This is a genomic window from Pseudarthrobacter cellobiosi (assembly GCF_023913755.1).
Taxonomy (GTDB): Bacteria; Actinomycetota; Actinomycetes; order Actinomycetales; family Micrococcaceae; genus Arthrobacter; species Arthrobacter cellobiosi.
This window is the reverse complement of record NZ_JAMXBJ010000048.1, coordinates 123344-139255: the sequence shown is the minus strand read 5'-3', so window position 1 is coordinate 139255 and position 15912 is coordinate 123344. Positions and strand designations below refer to the sequence as shown.

Below are 15912 nucleotides of genomic sequence, written 5' to 3'. Positions count from 1 at the left end.
TCTCCTCAACTTCCGTAGCCTGTTGCTGCTGCTAGAACTCTACCGGCAGCGCGCGTACTGCATCCGCCCGGACGCCGTCATGACATGGGCGGGGAATCAGACTAGCTTTGTGGAGTGCTGACAATATTGAATGCCGTGAAACGGGTGCTGGTGGGCAGGCCCTTCAGGAATGACAGGCTCGCCCATACCTTGCTCCCCAAACGGATAGCACTCCCGGTTTTCGCTTCCGACGCACTGTCATCCGTGGCGTACGCGCCCGATGAAATCCTGCTCACCCTGGCCCTGGCCGGCGTGAGTGCTGTGGCCTTTTCGCCGTGGGTGGGCCTGGCCGTCATGGTTGTCCTCCTCACGGTGGTGGCATCCTACCGGCAGAACGTACACGCTTACCCTTCCGGCGGCGGAGACTACGAGATCGCCAACGAAAACCTGGGCAAGTTTTCCGGGCTGACCGTGGCCTCAGCCCTCCTGGTGGACTACGTCCTGACGGTGGCCGTCTCGATGTCCTCGGCGGCCACCTACCTCACCACGGCGGTGCCTTCCCTGCATGGGCAACAGGCCCTGTTCGCCACCATCGGCGTCGTAATCCTTGCCCTTGTTAACCTCCGCGGCATCAGGGAAGCCGGCAGCGTTTTCGCTGTTCCCACGTACATTTTTATGGCGGCGATCCTCGGCATGACAGCGGTGGGCGTCTTCCAGGCCGCGACAGGCCAGCTGGGCGAAGCACCGTCGGCGGCCTTCGAGATTGTGCCGGCTCCCGGTTTCGACGAAGGGCTAGTGGGCCTGGCCGGCGCCTTCCTCCTGCTCCGGGCGTTCTCCTCCGGCGCCGCCGCGTTGACCGGCATTGAAGCCATCAGCAACGGTGTGCCGAACTTCCAGAAACCAAAGAGCAAGAACGCGGCCACCACGCTGTTGCTGCTCGGCGTAATCGCCTCGTCCATGCTGGCCGGCATCATCTTTTTGGCAAACGCCACGAAGGTGCACATTGTGCTGGACCCTGCGACGGAGTTCCTGATGAACGGCCTGCCGTTGCCGGAGGATTACATCCAGAGCCCGGCCATCAGCCAGATCGCCCAGACCATCTTCGGCCCGGGATCAATCCTGTTCTTCATCGTGGTCGCCGCCACCGGAGTGATCCTGGTGTTCGCCTCGAACACCGCGTTCAACGGGTTCCCGGTGCTTGGCTCCATCCTGGCCCAGGACGGCTACCTGCCGCGCCAGCTGCGGACCAGGGGAGACCGCCTGGCATTCAGCAACGGTGTCCTTGCCCTGGCCGCCGGAGCGCTGGTGCTGATCCTCGCGTTCAACGGCGACGTCACCAAACTGATCCAGCTCTACATCGTGGGCGTCTTTATCTCCTTTACCCTCAGCCAGTTGGGCATGATCCGGCACTGGGGGAGGCAGCTCAAGCTCGCTAAGGACAAAACCGCCCGACGCCGGATGGTGAAGTCCCGGACCATCAACAGCATCGGGTTCGGCATGACGGCCCTGGTGCTGGTGATCGTGCTGATAACCAAGTTCCAGCAAGGCGCGTGGATCGCGCTGCTGGCCATGTTCATCCTGTTCCTGATCATGTGGAGCATCCGGGCACACTATGACAACGTGGCCAAGGAACTGGCCGTGGACGAGGACTCCTCGCCGCGTGCCTTGCCGTCCCGGGTCCACGCAGTACTGTTGGTGTCCCACGTGCGCAAGCCGGTGTTGCGCGCCCTGGCCTATGCGAGGGCATCGCGGCCGTCGCGGCTGGATGCCATCACGGTGGACATTAACGCAGAAGAAACCGCGCACACGGTCGCCGACTGGGAAAAGCTGGAGATCCCCGTGCCGCTGACTGTGCTCGCCAGCCCGTACCGGGAAACCATCACGCCCATCATGGAATACGTCAAGAACATGCGCCGTGATTCGCCCCGCGACCTGATCGTGGTCTACATCCCCGAATACGTGGTCGGTAAATGGTGGGAACAGCTGGTTCACAACCAGACGGCGCTGCGTATTAAAACCCGGCTGCACTTTGAACCTGGCGTGATGGTGGCCAGTGTTCCATGGCAGTTGAAATCGTCCGAAGAAGCCAAAAACATGCAGGATATCCGATGAACCCCCACACGCAGACCCACTCGTCAGCAGCCACGGCAGCCCCCACCGAACTGGTGCTCGACGTCGGCCCGGTGGCCCACGGCGGCCACTGCGTTGCCCGGCACGAGGGAAGGGTGATCTTTGTCCGGCACGGCATCCCCGGCGAAAAAGTGCGCGCCCGCGTCACCGACGCAGGGGAGACGGCCAAGTTCTGGCGAGCCGACGTTGTTGAGGTGCTGGAGGCCTCCGCGGACCGTGTGGAGCACTTCTGGCGCCTGGCGGACTCCCTCCGCGCCTGGGCCCACGGGCATCCGCCGGTGGGCGGAGCCGAATTCGGCCACATCTCCCTGGCCCGCCAGCGCGCGCTCAAGTCGGCGGTACTGGCCGAACAGCTTCAGCGGCTCGCCGCCGTCGAACGCCTGCCCGAAGGGCTGGACCTTGGAAACCTCGTTGAGGCAGTGGACGCGGGCGGGCCGGATTCCGGCCAGCGGACGGATTCAACGTACGACGCCGGCACTGGCCTCGGGTGGCGGACGCGCGCCAGTTTCTCGGTGACCCCGGGCGGGAAACTTGGCATGCATGCGCACCGTTCTGACCACATCATTGCTGTCCGGGAGATGCCGCTCGCATCGGAGCGCATCAACCGGCTGCGGTTGTGGGACCTTGACCTGACAGGCATCGAACGCGTGGAGGTGGCGGCGCCCTCGAACGGTTCACGCCCACTGGTGCTGCTGGCTCCTGCTCCCGGCACCAAGCCCAAGCGGCTCAGCGCCATCGCGGCCCAGCTTCCGGACGACGTCTCCGTGGCCACATTCGACCCCCTGACCGGGGAAGTTGCGCAGCTACGCGGCCGGACCTGGGTCCAGGAGTCGGCAGCCGGCCACGACTACAGGGTTACCGGCGCCGGTTTCTGGCAGATCCACCGCGACGCGCCCGGGACGCTTGTGGGGGCCATCACAGAATTCCTCCACAACGGCGGATTCCTGGCGCCGGGTTCCGTGGTGGCAGACCTCTACGCCGGCGCTGGGCTGTTCACGGCTCCGTTGGCTGACGCGGTGGGGGAGACCGGGTCGGTTCTCTCGGTGGAAGGCGCACCGGGAACCAGCCGGGACGCCCGCAAGAACCTTCACGGTGCGCCGCAAGTGGAGATCGAGCACGGCCGGGTGGAACGTGTCCTCCGCCAAAAGCCGCGGAATTTCGACGCCATCGTGCTGGATCCGCCCCGGGCGGGCGCCGGGAAGCCCGTGGTCAGCCAGCTGATCGCCGCCGGGCCCCGCGCCATCGCCTACGTGTCCTGTGATCCGGCGTCGTTTGCCCGGGATGTGGGGTACTTCCAGCAGGCAGGCTGGTCCCTGGCGGGCCTGCGGGCCTTCGATCTCTATCCGCACACCCACCACCTGGAGACGGTGGCGTTGCTGACGCCGGGTCAGTGATGCTACTAGGATTGCGGTAGTAATCCCACGTCGCGCCCCGTATTCACGGCTGACCTCCAGCAATTTTTGTGGCCAGCACTAATTAGGCCTGCCTAACTAGAAAGCGGTCTACCGCGCGACAAAGATGAAACTGTTGCGAGAGGAGTCCTGCGATGAGCACTGTGGACAGCTTCGGTTCAAAAGGCAAACTTAATGTAGCCGGAACCGAATACGAAATTTTCCGGTTGAACTCCGTTGAAGGTGCAGAAAACCTTCCGTTCAGCCTCAAGGTATTGCTTGAAAACCTGTTGAGGACCGAGGACGGCGCGAACATCACTGCCGATCACGTGCGTGCCTTGGCTGGCTGGGATCCTAATGCCCAGCCCGATACAGAAATCCAGTTCACGCCTGCCCGCGTGATCATGCAGGACTTCACCGGCGTCCCCTGCGTGGTGGACCTGGCGACAATGCGTGAAGCGGTCAAGGAACTCGGCGGCGACCCCAAGCGGGTCAACCCCCTCGCTCCTGCGGAAATGGTCATTGACCACTCCGTGCAGATCGACGATTTCGGCAACTCCGGCGCACTGGAGCGCAACATGGAGATCGAATACCAGCGCAACGGCGAGCGTTACCAGTTCCTGCGCTGGGGCCAGACCGCTTTCGACGACTTCAAGGTTGTTCCCCCGGGAACCGGCATTGTGCACCAGGTCAACATCGAATACTTGGCACGCACGGTCATGACCCGCGAAATCGACGGCGTCCTCCGCGCCTACCCGGACACCTGCGTCGGCACCGACTCGCACACCACCATGGTCAACGGCCTGGGTGTCCTGGGCTGGGGCGTTGGCGGCATCGAAGCCGAAGCGGCCATGCTGGGACAGCCTGTCTCGATGCTCATCCCGCGTGTTGTGGGCTTCAAGCTCACCGGGTCCATTCCGGCCGGCGCCACCGCCACGGACGTGGTGCTGACCATCACCGAGCAGCTGCGCAAGCACGGTGTTGTGGGCAAGTTCGTGGAATTCTACGGCGAAGGTGTTGCGGCAGTGCCGCTGGCCAACCGCGCCACCATCGGCAACATGAGCCCGGAATTCGGCTCCACCGCCGCAATGTTCCCCATCGATGACGTCACATTGGACTACCTGCGCCTGACCGGCCGCTCGGACGAAAACGTGGCCCTCGTGGAGTCCTACGCGAAGGAGCAGGGCCTCTGGCACGACGCTTCCCGCGAGATCAAGTTCTCCGAGTACCTCGAGCTGGACCTGTCCACGGTTGTTCCCTCCATCTCCGGCCCCAAGCGTCCCCAGGACCGCATTGAGCTGACGGATGCCAAGGAACAGTTCCGCAAGGACATCCACAGCTACGTCGCCATCGAAGACGGCAGCGTGGACGAGTCCCTGGACGAGTCCTTCCCCGCATCGGACGCCCCGTCCTTCACGCACGCCGACTCGCACACCACCGAGACCAGCCGTGTTGTGTCCGCAGCGAACGGCGCCCACGGGCGTCCGTCCAACCCGGTGCACATCAAGACAGAAGACGGCCGCGAGTTCGAGCTGGACCACGGAGCGGTATCAATCGCCTCCATCACGTCCTGCACCAACACGTCCAACCCCTCGGTGATGCTGGCCGCAGCCCTGCTGGCCCGCAACGCCGTCGACAAGGGCCTGACCTCGAAGCCGTGGGTCAAGACGTCCGTGGCCCCCGGGTCCAAGGTTGTCACCGACTACTACAACAAGTCGGGCCTGACCCCGTACCTGGAGAAGCTCGGCTTCTACATCGTGGGCTACGGCTGCGCCACTTGCATCGGCAACTCCGGCCCGCTGGACGCCGAAATCTCCGAGGCCATCCAGGCCAACGACCTTTCCGTCACCGCGGTCCTGTCCGGTAACCGCAACTTCGAAGGCCGGATCAACCCGGACGTAAAGATGAACTACCTGGCCTCCCCGCCGCTGGTCATCGCGTACGCCCTGGCCGGTTCCATGGACTTCGACTTCGACACCGATTCCCTGGGCAAGGACGAAGCCGGCAACGACGTCTTCCTGAAGGACATCTGGCCCAACCCGGTTGAGGTCCAGCAGGTCATCGATTCCTCGATCGACAAGGACATGTTCGCCCGCGGCTACGAAGGCGTCTTTGACGGCGACGCACGCTGGAAGGCGCTCGACACGCCGGCCGGCGACACCTTCGCCTGGGACCCGAACTCCACCTACGTCCGGAAGCCCCCGTACTTCGATGGCATCAAGGCGCAGCCGGAACCCGTCCAAAACATCTCCGGCGCCCGCGTGCTGCTGAAGCTGGGCGATTCGGTCACTACCGACCACATCTCCCCGGCCGGTTCCTTCAAGTCGGACACCCCCGCGGGCCAGTACCTGCTGGCCAACGGTGTGGAGCGCAAGGACTTCAACTCCTACGGCTCACGCCGTGGCAACCACGAAGTCATGATCCGCGGCACGTTCGCGAACATCCGCATCAAGAACCAGATCCTGGACGGCGTCGAAGGTGGCTTCACTCGCGACTTCACTCAGGCTGACGGCCCGCAGGCATACGTCTACGACGCCGCGCAGAACTACCAGGCAGCCGGCACCCCGCTGGTGGTCCTGGCGGGCAAGGAATACGGTTCCGGATCCTCGCGTGACTGGGCAGCGAAGGGCACCGCCCTCCTGGGCGTCAAGGCCGTCGTCGCCGAGAGCTACGAGCGCATCCACCGCTCCAACCTGATCGGCATGGGCGTCCTGCCCCTGCAGTTCCCGGCTGGAGAATCCGCAGCCACCCTGGGCCTGACCGGCACGGAAACCTTTGCGGTTGAGGGTGTCACCGCCCTGAACGAAGGCACCACGCCCAAGACCCTCAAGGTCACCGCCACAGCAGAAGACGGCTCCGCCAAGTCCTTCGATGCAGTACTCCGCATCGATACCCCGGGCGAAGCCGACTACTACCGCAACGGCGGCATCCTGCAGTACGTCCTGCGCCAGATCTCCGCCAACTAGCCGGAATCTGAACCCACGCAGCACTCCTTCGAAGCCCCGGCCGGTCACCGACCAGCCGGGGCTTCGGCTTTGCATTTCCGCGAGGCGTTAGAGTTAACAGGCACGTCTACCACCCGAAGGAGGGGTCATTGGGAATCTTGGACACCATCCGGAATCCGCAGGACCTGAACCAGCTTTCTCAAGGGCAGCTCGAAGAGCTGGCCGCTGAGGTCAGGAGTTTCCTGATCACCAACGTCTCCCAGACAGGTGGACACCTCGGACCCAACCTCGGCGTTGTGGAACTGACCCTTGCCGTGCACCGCATCTTCGATTCGCCCCGCGACAGCATCGTGTTCGACACGGGCCACCAGTCCTACGTGCACAAGCTCCTCACCGGCCGCCAGGACTTCAGTACCCTGCGCCAGCAGGGCGGCATGTCCGGCTACCCGTCCCGCGCCGAGTCCGAGCATGACATTGTGGAAAGCTCCCACGCTTCCTCCTCCCTCTCCTGGGCGGACGGCATATCCCGGGCACGGCAGTTGACCGGGGAAGGCGACCGCTACACCGTCGCGGTTGTCGGTGACGGCGCCCTGACCGGCGGCATGGCCTGGGAAGCCATCAACAACATTGCGGCGGACAAGCGCCGCCGCGTGGTGATCGTGGTCAACGACAACGGCCGCTCCTATGCCCCCACGGTGGGCGGCTTCGCGGACTACCTTGCCTCACTGCGCCCCACCATCGACTCGTTCCGCGCCGCCCCTGCCTATGAGGGCACGCTGGACTGGTGGAAAAAGAAGCTCCAGAACGGCGGCCCCATAGGCCAGTTCACCTACAAGAGCCTGCATGCCATGAAAAAAGGCATCAAGGACTGGTGGGCGCCGCAGGGTATGTTCGAAGACCTCGGCATGAAGTACATCGGCCCGGTTGACGGCCACAACCTGCAGGCCATGGAGCACGCACTGTCCACGGCCAGGAACTACGCCGGCCCGGTGATTGTCCACGCCATGACCGAAAAAGGCCACGGTTACGCCCCGGCCCGGGCCCATGAAGCGGACCAGTTCCACGCCGTCGGCATTATCGATCCGGAAACGGGCGAACCGACGGGAGTCTCCGGGGCACAGTCCTGGACATCTGTTTTCGCCGACGAGATCGCGAAGATCGCCGATGAACGCCCCGACATTGTGGGCATCACCGGGGCCATGCTCATTCCCGTGGGCCTGCACAAGTTTGCGGCCAAGCATCCGGACCGGGTGATCGACGTCGGCATCGCCGAGCAGCATGCACTGACGTCCGCCGCCGGCATGGCTTTCGGCGGGCTCCACCCCGTGGTGGCCGTATATGCCACCTTCCTGAACCGCGCCTTTGACCAGCTCCTGATGGACGTGGCACTGCACAAAGCCGGCGTCACCATCGTCCTGGACCGCGCCGGCGTCACCGGGCCGGACGGGGCCAGCCATCACGGCATGTGGGACATGGCAATGGTCCAGATCGTGCCCGGACTCCACCTCGCCGCGCCGCGCGACGCCTCCCGGCTGCGGGAAGAACTGCGCGAGGCCGTGGCCATCAACGACGCCCCCACCGTGGTGCGCTTCTCCAAGGGCACCGTGGGCGCCGAAGTGGAGGCCATCGAGCGGCTGGGCGACGGTGTTGACGTCCTGGCCCGCCGGCCGGCCGGGTCCACCGAAAACGATGTCCTGATCGTCAGCGTCGGAGCTATGTCCGAACTGGCCCTCGACGTCTCCAACCGCCTTGGCGCGCAAGGCATCAGCACCACCGTGGTGGACCCGCGCTGGGTGCTGCCCGTACGGCGCTCCATCATTGCGCTGGCCTCCCACCACCGGCTGGTCGTCTGCATCGAGGACGGCATCAGGGCAGGCGGCGTCGGATCGCGGATCCGCCAGGAAATGCGCGCAGCCGGCGTTGACACCGCGCTGAACGAGGTCGGGCTCCCCGCGGAGTTCCTGGACCACGGTACGCGCAGCCAGGTGCTGGAGCGCGTCGGGCTGACGGCCCAGCAGATCACGCATGACGTCGTCGCCCAGGTTTTGGGCACAAAGGTCCCCTTCGCGCGCCCCCTGCCAGGCCAGGAGCACCCCACCACCGGAAGCCTGCCCATCCTGTGAGGGAAGAAGACGCACTGAAGTATCCGGCCGCCGTCGGGGATTCAAGCCCGGCGAGGCACACCAGCACCACCCGCGTTCCCGCGGGACTGCAGCCAGGCCAGTTGGTGGTGGCCCGGAACCGGAAATGGAACGGAAAGGCCCACTGGGTTGTTCCGGGGCGGTACCTCGGCGAGGACCGGCACGGCTGGTGGATCTTCCAGGGAACCAACGAATTCTGTTCGCGCCCGGGCGCTGCCTTTTACACAGCATCCGACGCCGTGCTGCTGGTGCCGCGGTCCGGAGACTGGGTGGCCACGTTCTACGACGACGCCCACCCCAGCGGGGTCAGGGTCTACGTTGACCTCGCCGTCTCCCACGAATGGACGGACATCCGGCCCGCGGTCACCGAGTTCCATGTGATCGACATGGACCTGGACGTGATCCGCATGGCCGGCCGGGGCGTCTTCATCGATGACCAGGACGAGTTCGCCGAACACCGCATCGCCATGAATTACCCGGACCGGCTGGTGGATGACATCCAGGCTGCCGCGGATGAGCTTTATCAGGCCGTCAAGGCACAGCACGCACCATTCGACGGTACAGACGACGAATGGTTCACGAAGGGACGGTCATGAGCGGAATCATCAGGGTCTACAAACGGGACGACGAGGGAGTACTGCACTTCCGTGAAGGCTGGTTCGACGAGGACTACAGCCAGTTTGTGATGAACTACGGCGTGGTTGGCCACCAGAGCAAAACCGAAGAGACCGATGTGGCTGACGCCGCTGCGGTGGAGGGCCTGATGGATGCCTTTGCCGTGCAGTGCGCAGAGGACGGCTTCGCCGAAATCTCCGACGAGGACCAGTTCTGGGTAGTGGCGCAGTTTGCCCTCAAAACCAAGGAGGGCACCGACCGTGACCGCTACCTTGAGGAAAAGGCGAAAGACGCCCTCATTAGCCACCTGGCCTGGCGGGGCCTGGGAACCGTGGAACGCTCGGAGTTCAGCGACTACAAACTGAACATCGTCTGCCTCTGCCCCGAAGTGAACAAGGCCGTCAGCGCCATCAAGGTCTGCAGCCGTGGGGAAGACCTCGACTTCACCAAGCTCAGCATCGGCGCCGCGCCCTTCAACGAACCGGACAACTTCAAACTCAAGCACTCCCCGAAGCCTGCCAACACCTTCAGCCTCTAGACGGGAAATCCATGCCTGACTACCGACGCCTGGGCAACTCCGGGCTGACCGTCTCCGTGGTGGGGCTCGGCTGCAACAACCTGGGCCGCGCCAGCACGGTGACCGAATCGCAGGCGGGGACTGACGCCGTCGTCCATGCCGCCCTCGACGCCGGCATGACGCTTTTCGACGTCGCTGACAACTACGGGCGCGAGCCCGGACTCAGCGAGACGATGCTGGGCAAGGCGCTGGCCGGCAAGCGGGATGATGCGGTGGTAGCCACCAAGTTCGGCATGGACGTCCGGGGTGCCAATGGCAACGACTTTGGGGCCCGGGGGTCCCGGCGCTACATCGTCCGTGCGGTGGAGGCCTCGCTGCGGCGGCTGGGCACGGACTGGATCGACCTTTACCAGTTCCACACCCCGGACCCCCTGACCCCCATCGAAGAGACGCTGGGCGCCCTGGATGACCTGGTGAGCAGCGGCAAGGTCCGCTACATCGGACACTCAAACCGCGCCGGCTGGCAGATTGCCGAGGCGGAATTTGTGGCCAGGGCAGCCGGCGGCACGCGTTTCATCTCCACGCAGAACCACTACAACCTTCTGGACCGCCGGGCCGAACTGGAGGTCACCCCTGCCGCAGAAGCCTACGGCCTGGGCGTCCTGCCGTACTTCCCGCTGGCCAACGGCCTGCTGACGGGCAAGTATTCGCCGGGCTCGGCCCCGTCCGGCTCGCGGCTGAGCCATACGCGGACCAACATGGTGCACGACGCCGACTGGGACCAGCTCCATCGTTTCAGTTCCTTCGCGGCAGAGCGCGACCTGACCGAGATTCAGGTGGCCTTCTCCTGGCTCGCTGCCCAGCCTGCCGTCAGCAGCGTGATCGCCGGGGCCACCAGGCCGGAGCAGATCCGCGAAAATGCGGCCGCTGTTGCCTGGGCGCCGTCGCCGGCGGAGCTCGCGGAACTGGATGCGATCTTCCCGAAGGTCCCCCAAGCGGCACTCTTTTAGGAAACCCTGACGATGACCAGGCTGCTGCTGGACGTGGATACCGGGATCGACGATGCCCTGGCGCTGGCTTACCTGGCCTCCTTGCCGGAGGTGGAGTTCGTGGCGGTGACGGCGTCGCCCGGGAACGTGGACGCACACCAGGTGGCGCGAAACACGCTCGCCATGCTGGAGCTGTGCGGACGCACAGGGGTGGAGGTCGCCGTCGGTGCGGAAGTTCCGCTGGCTATCCCGCTGGTGACCACGCCGGAAACCCACGGACCCCAGGGCATTGGCCACGCCGTCCTGCCGCCGCCGTCCGGGACGGTTTCGGCACGGCACGCCGCCGACGTCTGGGTGGAGGCCGCCCGTGCACATCCGGGCGAGCTCACAGCCCTGATCACGGCGCCGCTGACCAATTTCGCCTTGGCCATCCGGCGAGAACCTCGGCTGCCCGAACTGCTGGGGCGGGTGGTGATCATGGGAGGAAGTTTCTACCACCAGGGGAACACCACTCCCACCGCCGAATGGAATACGCACGTTGATCCGCAGGCGGCCAAGGAAGTTTATGCGGCCTACCGCGGCTTGCCGGTGGACCGGCTGCCCATTGTCTGTTCACTGGACACCACTGAGCGGATCGAGCTGCGGCCCGAGCATGTGTTTCGGCTCGCGGAGGCGGCTGGCTGCGGTGAGCGGGAGCTGGTCCTGCCGAAGCAGCCTGAAGGGCTCAGGAGCACGGCCGACAGTCCGCTGGTGCGGCACCTGTCAGATGCCCTGCGCTTCTACTTTGAGTTCCACCGTCTCTACGGCCAGGGCTATTTGGCGCACGTCCACGACTACTTCGCCGCCGGTGTGGCCGCCGGGACGCTCGATTACGCAACCCGCCTGGCCACCGTGGACGTCGAAGTTGAATCGCCTCTGCTGATGGGGACCACCGTGGCCGATTACAGGAACCTGTGGAATCACCCGCCAAATGCCCGGATCGTCTCGGACAACAACCCTGAGCAGGCCTTCGGGGAATTGATACGGTCCGTCGGCGGCCTCGCGGCGCGGCTGCGCTGAACCTTCGCCCTACAGCGGGGCGTCGGCGTGCACGTCTACGTCCAGCGCCAGCAGGGCGTTTTCCACCACCTCGGTCAGCGCCGGATGGATCCAGTACGGGCCCCGCGCGAGCTGGTGGACAGATACGTCAGTGGCCATCGCCTGCACAAGCGGCTGGATCAGGAGCGAGGCCTCGTGGCCCATGATGTGCGCGCCGAGCAGGCGGCCGGTGGACCGCTCGGCCACGAGCTTGACCACACCTTCTTCGTCCTCCATGGCCCAGCCGTACGCGGTGGAGCCGTAGTCCTGGACTGCGGTCACAATGTCCGCCCCCGCTGTCGACTGCTGCCGGGCTTCATCCTCGGTCAGGCCCACGGAGGCCACCTGCGGATTGCTGAATACCGCAAACGGCACCGCGGTGTAGTCGATGGTCCGGAGCCGGTCCGGGTGTTTCAGGTTGTGCGCCACCACCCGGGCCTCCCGGATCGGGCGACGTGCTTGAGCTGGTAGCTGTTGGCGATGTCGCCCAGGGCGTAGACGCCGTCAACGGGTTTGCCGCCGGCGAGGACCCGGAGGTTCGCGTCCACGGACAGGGTGTGGTCCTCATCCAGGTCAAAGCCGGCGGCGTCCACGCCCAGCCGGTCGGTGTTCGGCACCCGCCCGGTGGCCATCAGTACGATGTCCGCCGCGACCCGGAGAGGTTTGCCGTCGTCGTCCGCGAACACCACGGTGACGCTTCCGTCGCCGTTGTCTTCCACTGCCTGGAGCGAGTAGCCAAGCTTGAGCTGCCAACGGCCGGCCGCCGCCGCGGCGAAACGCCCGGCGATTTCGGCGTCGTTCCCGCGAAGCAGCCGCTGCGAACGGTTCACCTGCGTCACGTAGGCCCCGAAACCGTGGAACACGGCAGCGAACTCGGCGGCGATGTACCCGCCGCCAACCACCACTACCCGCTCGGGCGGACCGTCGATGCGCATCACCGTGTCCGAGGTGTGCACCTGCGGCAGGCCGATCCCCGGGACATCGGGGAGCACGGCCCGGGAACCCGCGGCCACCACCACCCGGTCCGCGGTGAGCGCCACCCCGGAATCAGTGGTGAGCGTCCGTGGACCGGTGAACCGGACGTGTTCCTGGTACAGGTGCACATGGGCCAGTTCATCGGCCCGGTACCGCCGGCCGGACTCGGAGATCGCGTCGATCCGGCCAAAGATCCTGTCTCGCAGTTCAATCCAGCGCACCTTGTCCAGGCTTAGGTCTACACCCAGCCGGGCGGCCTCCCGGGGTGCGGCGGCCAGAGAAGCAGGGTAGACAAACATCTTCGTGGGGATGCAGCCGACGTTCAGGCATGTGCCGCCGAACACGCCGGCGTCGATCATGGCTACCTTCCTGTCGTCCCAGAACGGGGTGATCAGCGAATTGCCGGATCCGGATCCGATGATGGCCAGGTCGTAATGCGGCATTTGTGCCTTTCGGAAGGTCCAGGCGGGCGGGCAGCGGTTTACGAGCCCACTTCACATCGTACGGCTGGCTGCTGCCAGCGGACGGAAGGTAGTGCGGAACCTAGTGGTGGGCTTGCCTCCAAGGACCAGCACGGCTTGCGGATTTCCGGACGGTAGACTGGTCCGCGGACCGGGCCGGCGCAGACGCCCCCGGCTGCCGCCGAGGTGACATAGGCGGCATTCCTTACCGCCCGGGCCATCCGGGCGCCACAGCCTGCATCCTCAGAAGGAACGCCATGTCATCGCCCTCCCTTGCGCTGCCGTCACCGACGCCGGCCACTGTCCGGAACCGCCGCCTGCTGGAAACCCTCGGAGCGCTGGCCATCGCCGGCACCTACGTCTACCTGGTCCTGAACCAGCCCGCGGACATCACCGGCGGTCCCGGCAGCGCCTCGGCCCTGATCACCCTGTCCGGTTTCCTCGTGGGCGCGGTGCTGCTGATCATCGGCGTGCTGCCCACGCTGCCCGTGTCCACGCTGGTGCTGATTCCGGTGGCACTGGTACTGAACATTGTCCTGGGCCAGTTCGTGGGCAGCACCCTGGTGCCGTTCTACCTCGACGCCATCGGCACCGTCCTGATCGCCGTCCTGGCCGGACCCGCCGCCGGAGCAGCCACGGGCGCCCTCAGCAGCATCGTCTGGTCCTTCTTCAACCCCACCGTCCTGCCGTTCGCCGCCGGTGCCGCCCTGATCGGCTTCCTGGCCGGCGTCGCCGCACGCCACGGCCTGTTCCGGCGCTTCTACCTGGCGCCGGTAGCGGGCTTCCTGGCCGGCATCATCGGCGGTGTGGTCTCCGCTCCCGTTGCCGCGTTCGTCTTCGGCGGCACCTCCGGCCTGGCCACCGGTGCCATCGTCAGCGCCTTCCGCTCCATGGGTGACACCCTCCTGGCGGCCATCACCAAGCAGGCCCTGATCTCGGACCCCATGGACAAGGCCATCGTCTTCACCTTGGTGGCCGTCCTGGTGTACGCCCTGCCGCGCCGCACCCGCCTGCAGTTCCCGTTTGTCCGGCGGTACCGCGTGCTTGCGGGAACATCCATCAGCCAGCCCACCGGCGAATCCACCGGCCGGGACGCCTGACGCAGCCCTGATGCGCCTTCACCCCCTGACGTCGCTGGCGGCTGCCGGCAGCACGGCAGTCATCACGACGGCGGCTGGCAGCTGGCCGCTGTCCGTCGCCGTGATCGCCGCGGCCGCGGGCCTGTCGGTGGCCGGAGGAGTGGCGCGCCGGATGCTGCCGGTGGTGGCGGTCATCCTGGTTCCGCTGGTCCTGTCGCTGCTGGCCCTGCATGGACTGTTCTTTCCTGAGGGCATCACGGTTCTGGTGCAATGGGGCCCGGCGCGCGTCACCGCGGAAGGCCTCCATTTTGCGTTCGAGCGGGCTGCGCAGCTTTCTGCCGCAGTGCTGGTGCTGCTGCTGTGGTCCTTCACCGTCAGCGTCCCGGACCTGGTTGCTGCCCTGTCCACCCGCGGCGTCCACGCGCGGTTCGCGTTTGTGCTCGCGTCTACCCTGACGCTGTTGCCGGCCATCAGCTCACGGCTGGGACGGATCCGGCAGGCTCAGGAGGCGCGCGGCCTGGTGATCCGGCCTGGAATTGTCGGGCGCGCAGGCGCGTTCCGGTGGCAGGCGGTTCCCCTGGTGCTGGCTCTCGTGGAGGAAGCAGGCACCCGCGCGGCAGCCTTGCAGGCCCGCGGCTTCGGCAGCTCCGGGCCGAACACGAGTTACCGCGAGGTACAGAATTCTCGCGTCCAGCGGTGCGTGCGCGTGGTTCTGCTGCTCGCGGCGGTGGCGGCCATCGCCGCGCGCCTATGGCAGCCGACGGCGGGTGCTTACTAATGGCGCAAAGCTCACCTCCGGCTCTGGCTGCGGGTATCGAAAAATTTGTCTTCCCCGGTGAGCAGGAACCGGTTCTGGCTGGCCTTGAGGTGTCCTTCGCCGCGGGATCGCTGACAGCGGTGCTCGGCGGGTCCGGCAGCGGCAAGTCAACACTGGGGCGGCTGCTCGCCGGCTGGTTGCTGCCCGGCGACGGCGGGACATTTACGGGTTTTCTCGAGCTTGCCGGCACGCGCCTTCGGTTCACCGGGACAGCTGCCGATCCGCGGATCGATCCCGGGGGCTGGGGCCGCCAGGTGGGCTTTGTGCCGCAGGATCCCGCCGCCGCCTTGTCCACGGTCCGTGCCACGGTGGCCGAGGAGCTGGCTTTCGGGCTGGAAAACGCGGGGGTGGACCGTGCGAGTATGGCCGGCGCCGTCCGGCACACGGCAGCCCTGACCGGCCTGACCCGGCTGCTGGACCGGGACCCTGCCACGCTTTCCGGCGGTCAGCTGCGCCGCCTGGCCATCGGCTGCGCGGTCATTTCCCGCCCCGCGGTTCTCATCATGGACGAACCCTTCGCCTCCCTCGACACAGACGGAGCCAAAGACCTCGCTGCCCTGGTGCGGAACCTCGTACAGGACGGCACCGCCGTCGTGATCCTGAGCCAGCGGGCCGATGCCGTCCTGCACAACGCCGATACCTGGCAGGTTCTTGCCGGCGGCACCGTGGCCGCTGCCGGCACGCCGGCAGAAATCGTGGCTGCCGGGGCGCTGGAACTGGCGGGCGTGGTTTGCCCCCGTACGCATACAGGTCTCCGGCCGCTCGCAGAAGCAGGCTATCAATCCGCCGTCGACGG

The 15912-nt window shown here is 65.9% G+C and carries 10 protein-coding genes and 2 pseudogenes; 11 read left to right on the top strand and 1 reads right to left on the bottom strand.

Annotation, left to right across the window (positions count from 1 at the left end; all coding sequences use genetic code 11):
- Positions 1-114 precede the first annotated feature (114 nt).
- The 8 genes from NG696_RS15245 to NG696_RS15210 all read left to right on the top strand — a co-directional run bounded on the left by NG696_RS15245 (position 115) and on the right by NG696_RS15210 (position 11766).
- On the top strand, positions 115-2091 hold the full coding sequence (locus tag NG696_RS15245; RefSeq protein ID WP_252576071.1) for an APC family permease: 1977 nt from the start codon (positions 115-117) through the stop codon (positions 2089-2091).
- A complete protein-coding gene (locus NG696_RS15240) occupies positions 2088-3503 on the top strand; it encodes a class I SAM-dependent RNA methyltransferase (protein ID WP_252569173.1) in 1416 nt (471 codons plus the stop codon). Before NG696_RS15245 ends, NG696_RS15240 begins: the two co-directional genes overlap by 4 nt.
- A 152-nt stretch (positions 3504-3655) precedes the next feature.
- On the top strand, positions 3656-6466 hold the full coding sequence (gene acnA, locus NG696_RS15235; RefSeq protein WP_252569170.1) for an aconitate hydratase AcnA: 2811 nt from the start codon (positions 3656-3658) through the stop codon (positions 6464-6466).
- Positions 6467-6594: 128 nt separating this feature from the next.
- The gene (gene dxs, locus NG696_RS15230; protein WP_252576070.1) at positions 6595-8568 is read left to right on the top strand and encodes a 1-deoxy-D-xylulose-5-phosphate synthase; all 1974 of its coding nucleotides are present in this window, start codon (positions 6595-6597) and stop codon (positions 8566-8568) included.
- Complete coding sequence (locus tag NG696_RS15225; protein WP_252569165.1) at positions 8565-9182, top strand: DUF402 domain-containing protein; 618 nt, start codon at positions 8565-8567, stop codon at positions 9180-9182. The genes dxs and NG696_RS15225 overlap by 4 nt, the downstream gene beginning before the upstream one ends.
- The gene (locus NG696_RS15220) at positions 9179-9739 is read left to right on the top strand and encodes a hypothetical protein (RefSeq protein ID WP_252569162.1); all 561 of its coding nucleotides are present in this window, start codon (positions 9179-9181) and stop codon (positions 9737-9739) included. Before NG696_RS15225 ends, NG696_RS15220 begins: the two co-directional genes overlap by 4 nt.
- An 11-nt stretch (positions 9740-9750) precedes the next feature.
- Entirely contained in the window at positions 9751-10728 is a 978-nt protein-coding gene (locus tag NG696_RS15215; protein ID WP_252576069.1) for an aldo/keto reductase, read from the top strand.
- 12 nt (positions 10729-10740) lie between these two features.
- Complete coding sequence (locus NG696_RS15210) at positions 10741-11766, top strand: nucleoside hydrolase (RefSeq protein ID WP_252569157.1); 1026 nt, start codon at positions 10741-10743, stop codon at positions 11764-11766.
- 9 nt (positions 11767-11775) lie between these two features.
- Here NG696_RS15210 and NG696_RS15205 read toward each other — a convergent pair.
- Positions 11776-13202, bottom strand: a pseudogene (locus tag NG696_RS15205) (mycothione reductase).
- Between the two features lie 275 nt (positions 13203-13477).
- Here NG696_RS15205 and NG696_RS15200 point away from each other — a divergent pair.
- The 3 genes and pseudogenes from NG696_RS15200 to NG696_RS21135 form a co-directional block, all read left to right on the top strand.
- The gene (locus NG696_RS15200) at positions 13478-14320 is read left to right on the top strand and encodes an ECF transporter S component (RefSeq protein ID WP_252569155.1); all 843 of its coding nucleotides are present in this window, start codon (positions 13478-13480) and stop codon (positions 14318-14320) included.
- Between the two features lie 10 nt (positions 14321-14330).
- Complete coding sequence (locus tag NG696_RS15195) at positions 14331-15077, top strand: energy-coupling factor transporter transmembrane component T (RefSeq protein ID WP_252569153.1); 747 nt, start codon at positions 14331-14333, stop codon at positions 15075-15077.
- Positions 15050-15625: pseudogene (locus NG696_RS21135) on the top strand (ABC transporter ATP-binding protein); the annotation flags it as partial. The gene NG696_RS15195 and the pseudogene NG696_RS21135, both read left to right, overlap by 28 nt.
- Between the last annotated feature and the right edge of the window lie 287 nt (positions 15626-15912).

Excerpts from the sequence above, each read along its gene's own strand:
- acnA (WP_252569170.1), top strand. The coding sequence starts at position 3,656 with ATGAGCACTGTGGACAGCTTCGGTTCAAAAGGCAAACTTAATGTAGCC.
- NG696_RS15210 (WP_252569157.1), top strand. The coding sequence starts at position 10,741 with ATGACCAGGCTGCTGCTGGACGTGGATACCGGGATCGACGATGCCCTG.
- NG696_RS15195 (WP_252569153.1), top strand. The coding sequence starts at position 14,331 with ATGCGCCTTCACCCCCTGACGTCGCTGGCGGCTGCCGGCAGCACGGCA.
- NG696_RS15220 (WP_252569162.1), top strand. The coding sequence starts at position 9,179 with ATGAGCGGAATCATCAGGGTCTACAAACGGGACGACGAGGGAGTACTG.
- NG696_RS15240 (WP_252569173.1), top strand. The coding sequence starts at position 2,088 with ATGAACCCCCACACGCAGACCCACTCGTCAGCAGCCACGGCAGCCCCC.
- NG696_RS15200 (WP_252569155.1), top strand. The coding sequence starts at position 13,478 with ATGTCATCGCCCTCCCTTGCGCTGCCGTCACCGACGCCGGCCACTGTC.
- NG696_RS15215 (WP_252576069.1), top strand. The coding sequence starts at position 9,751 with ATGCCTGACTACCGACGCCTGGGCAACTCCGGGCTGACCGTCTCCGTG.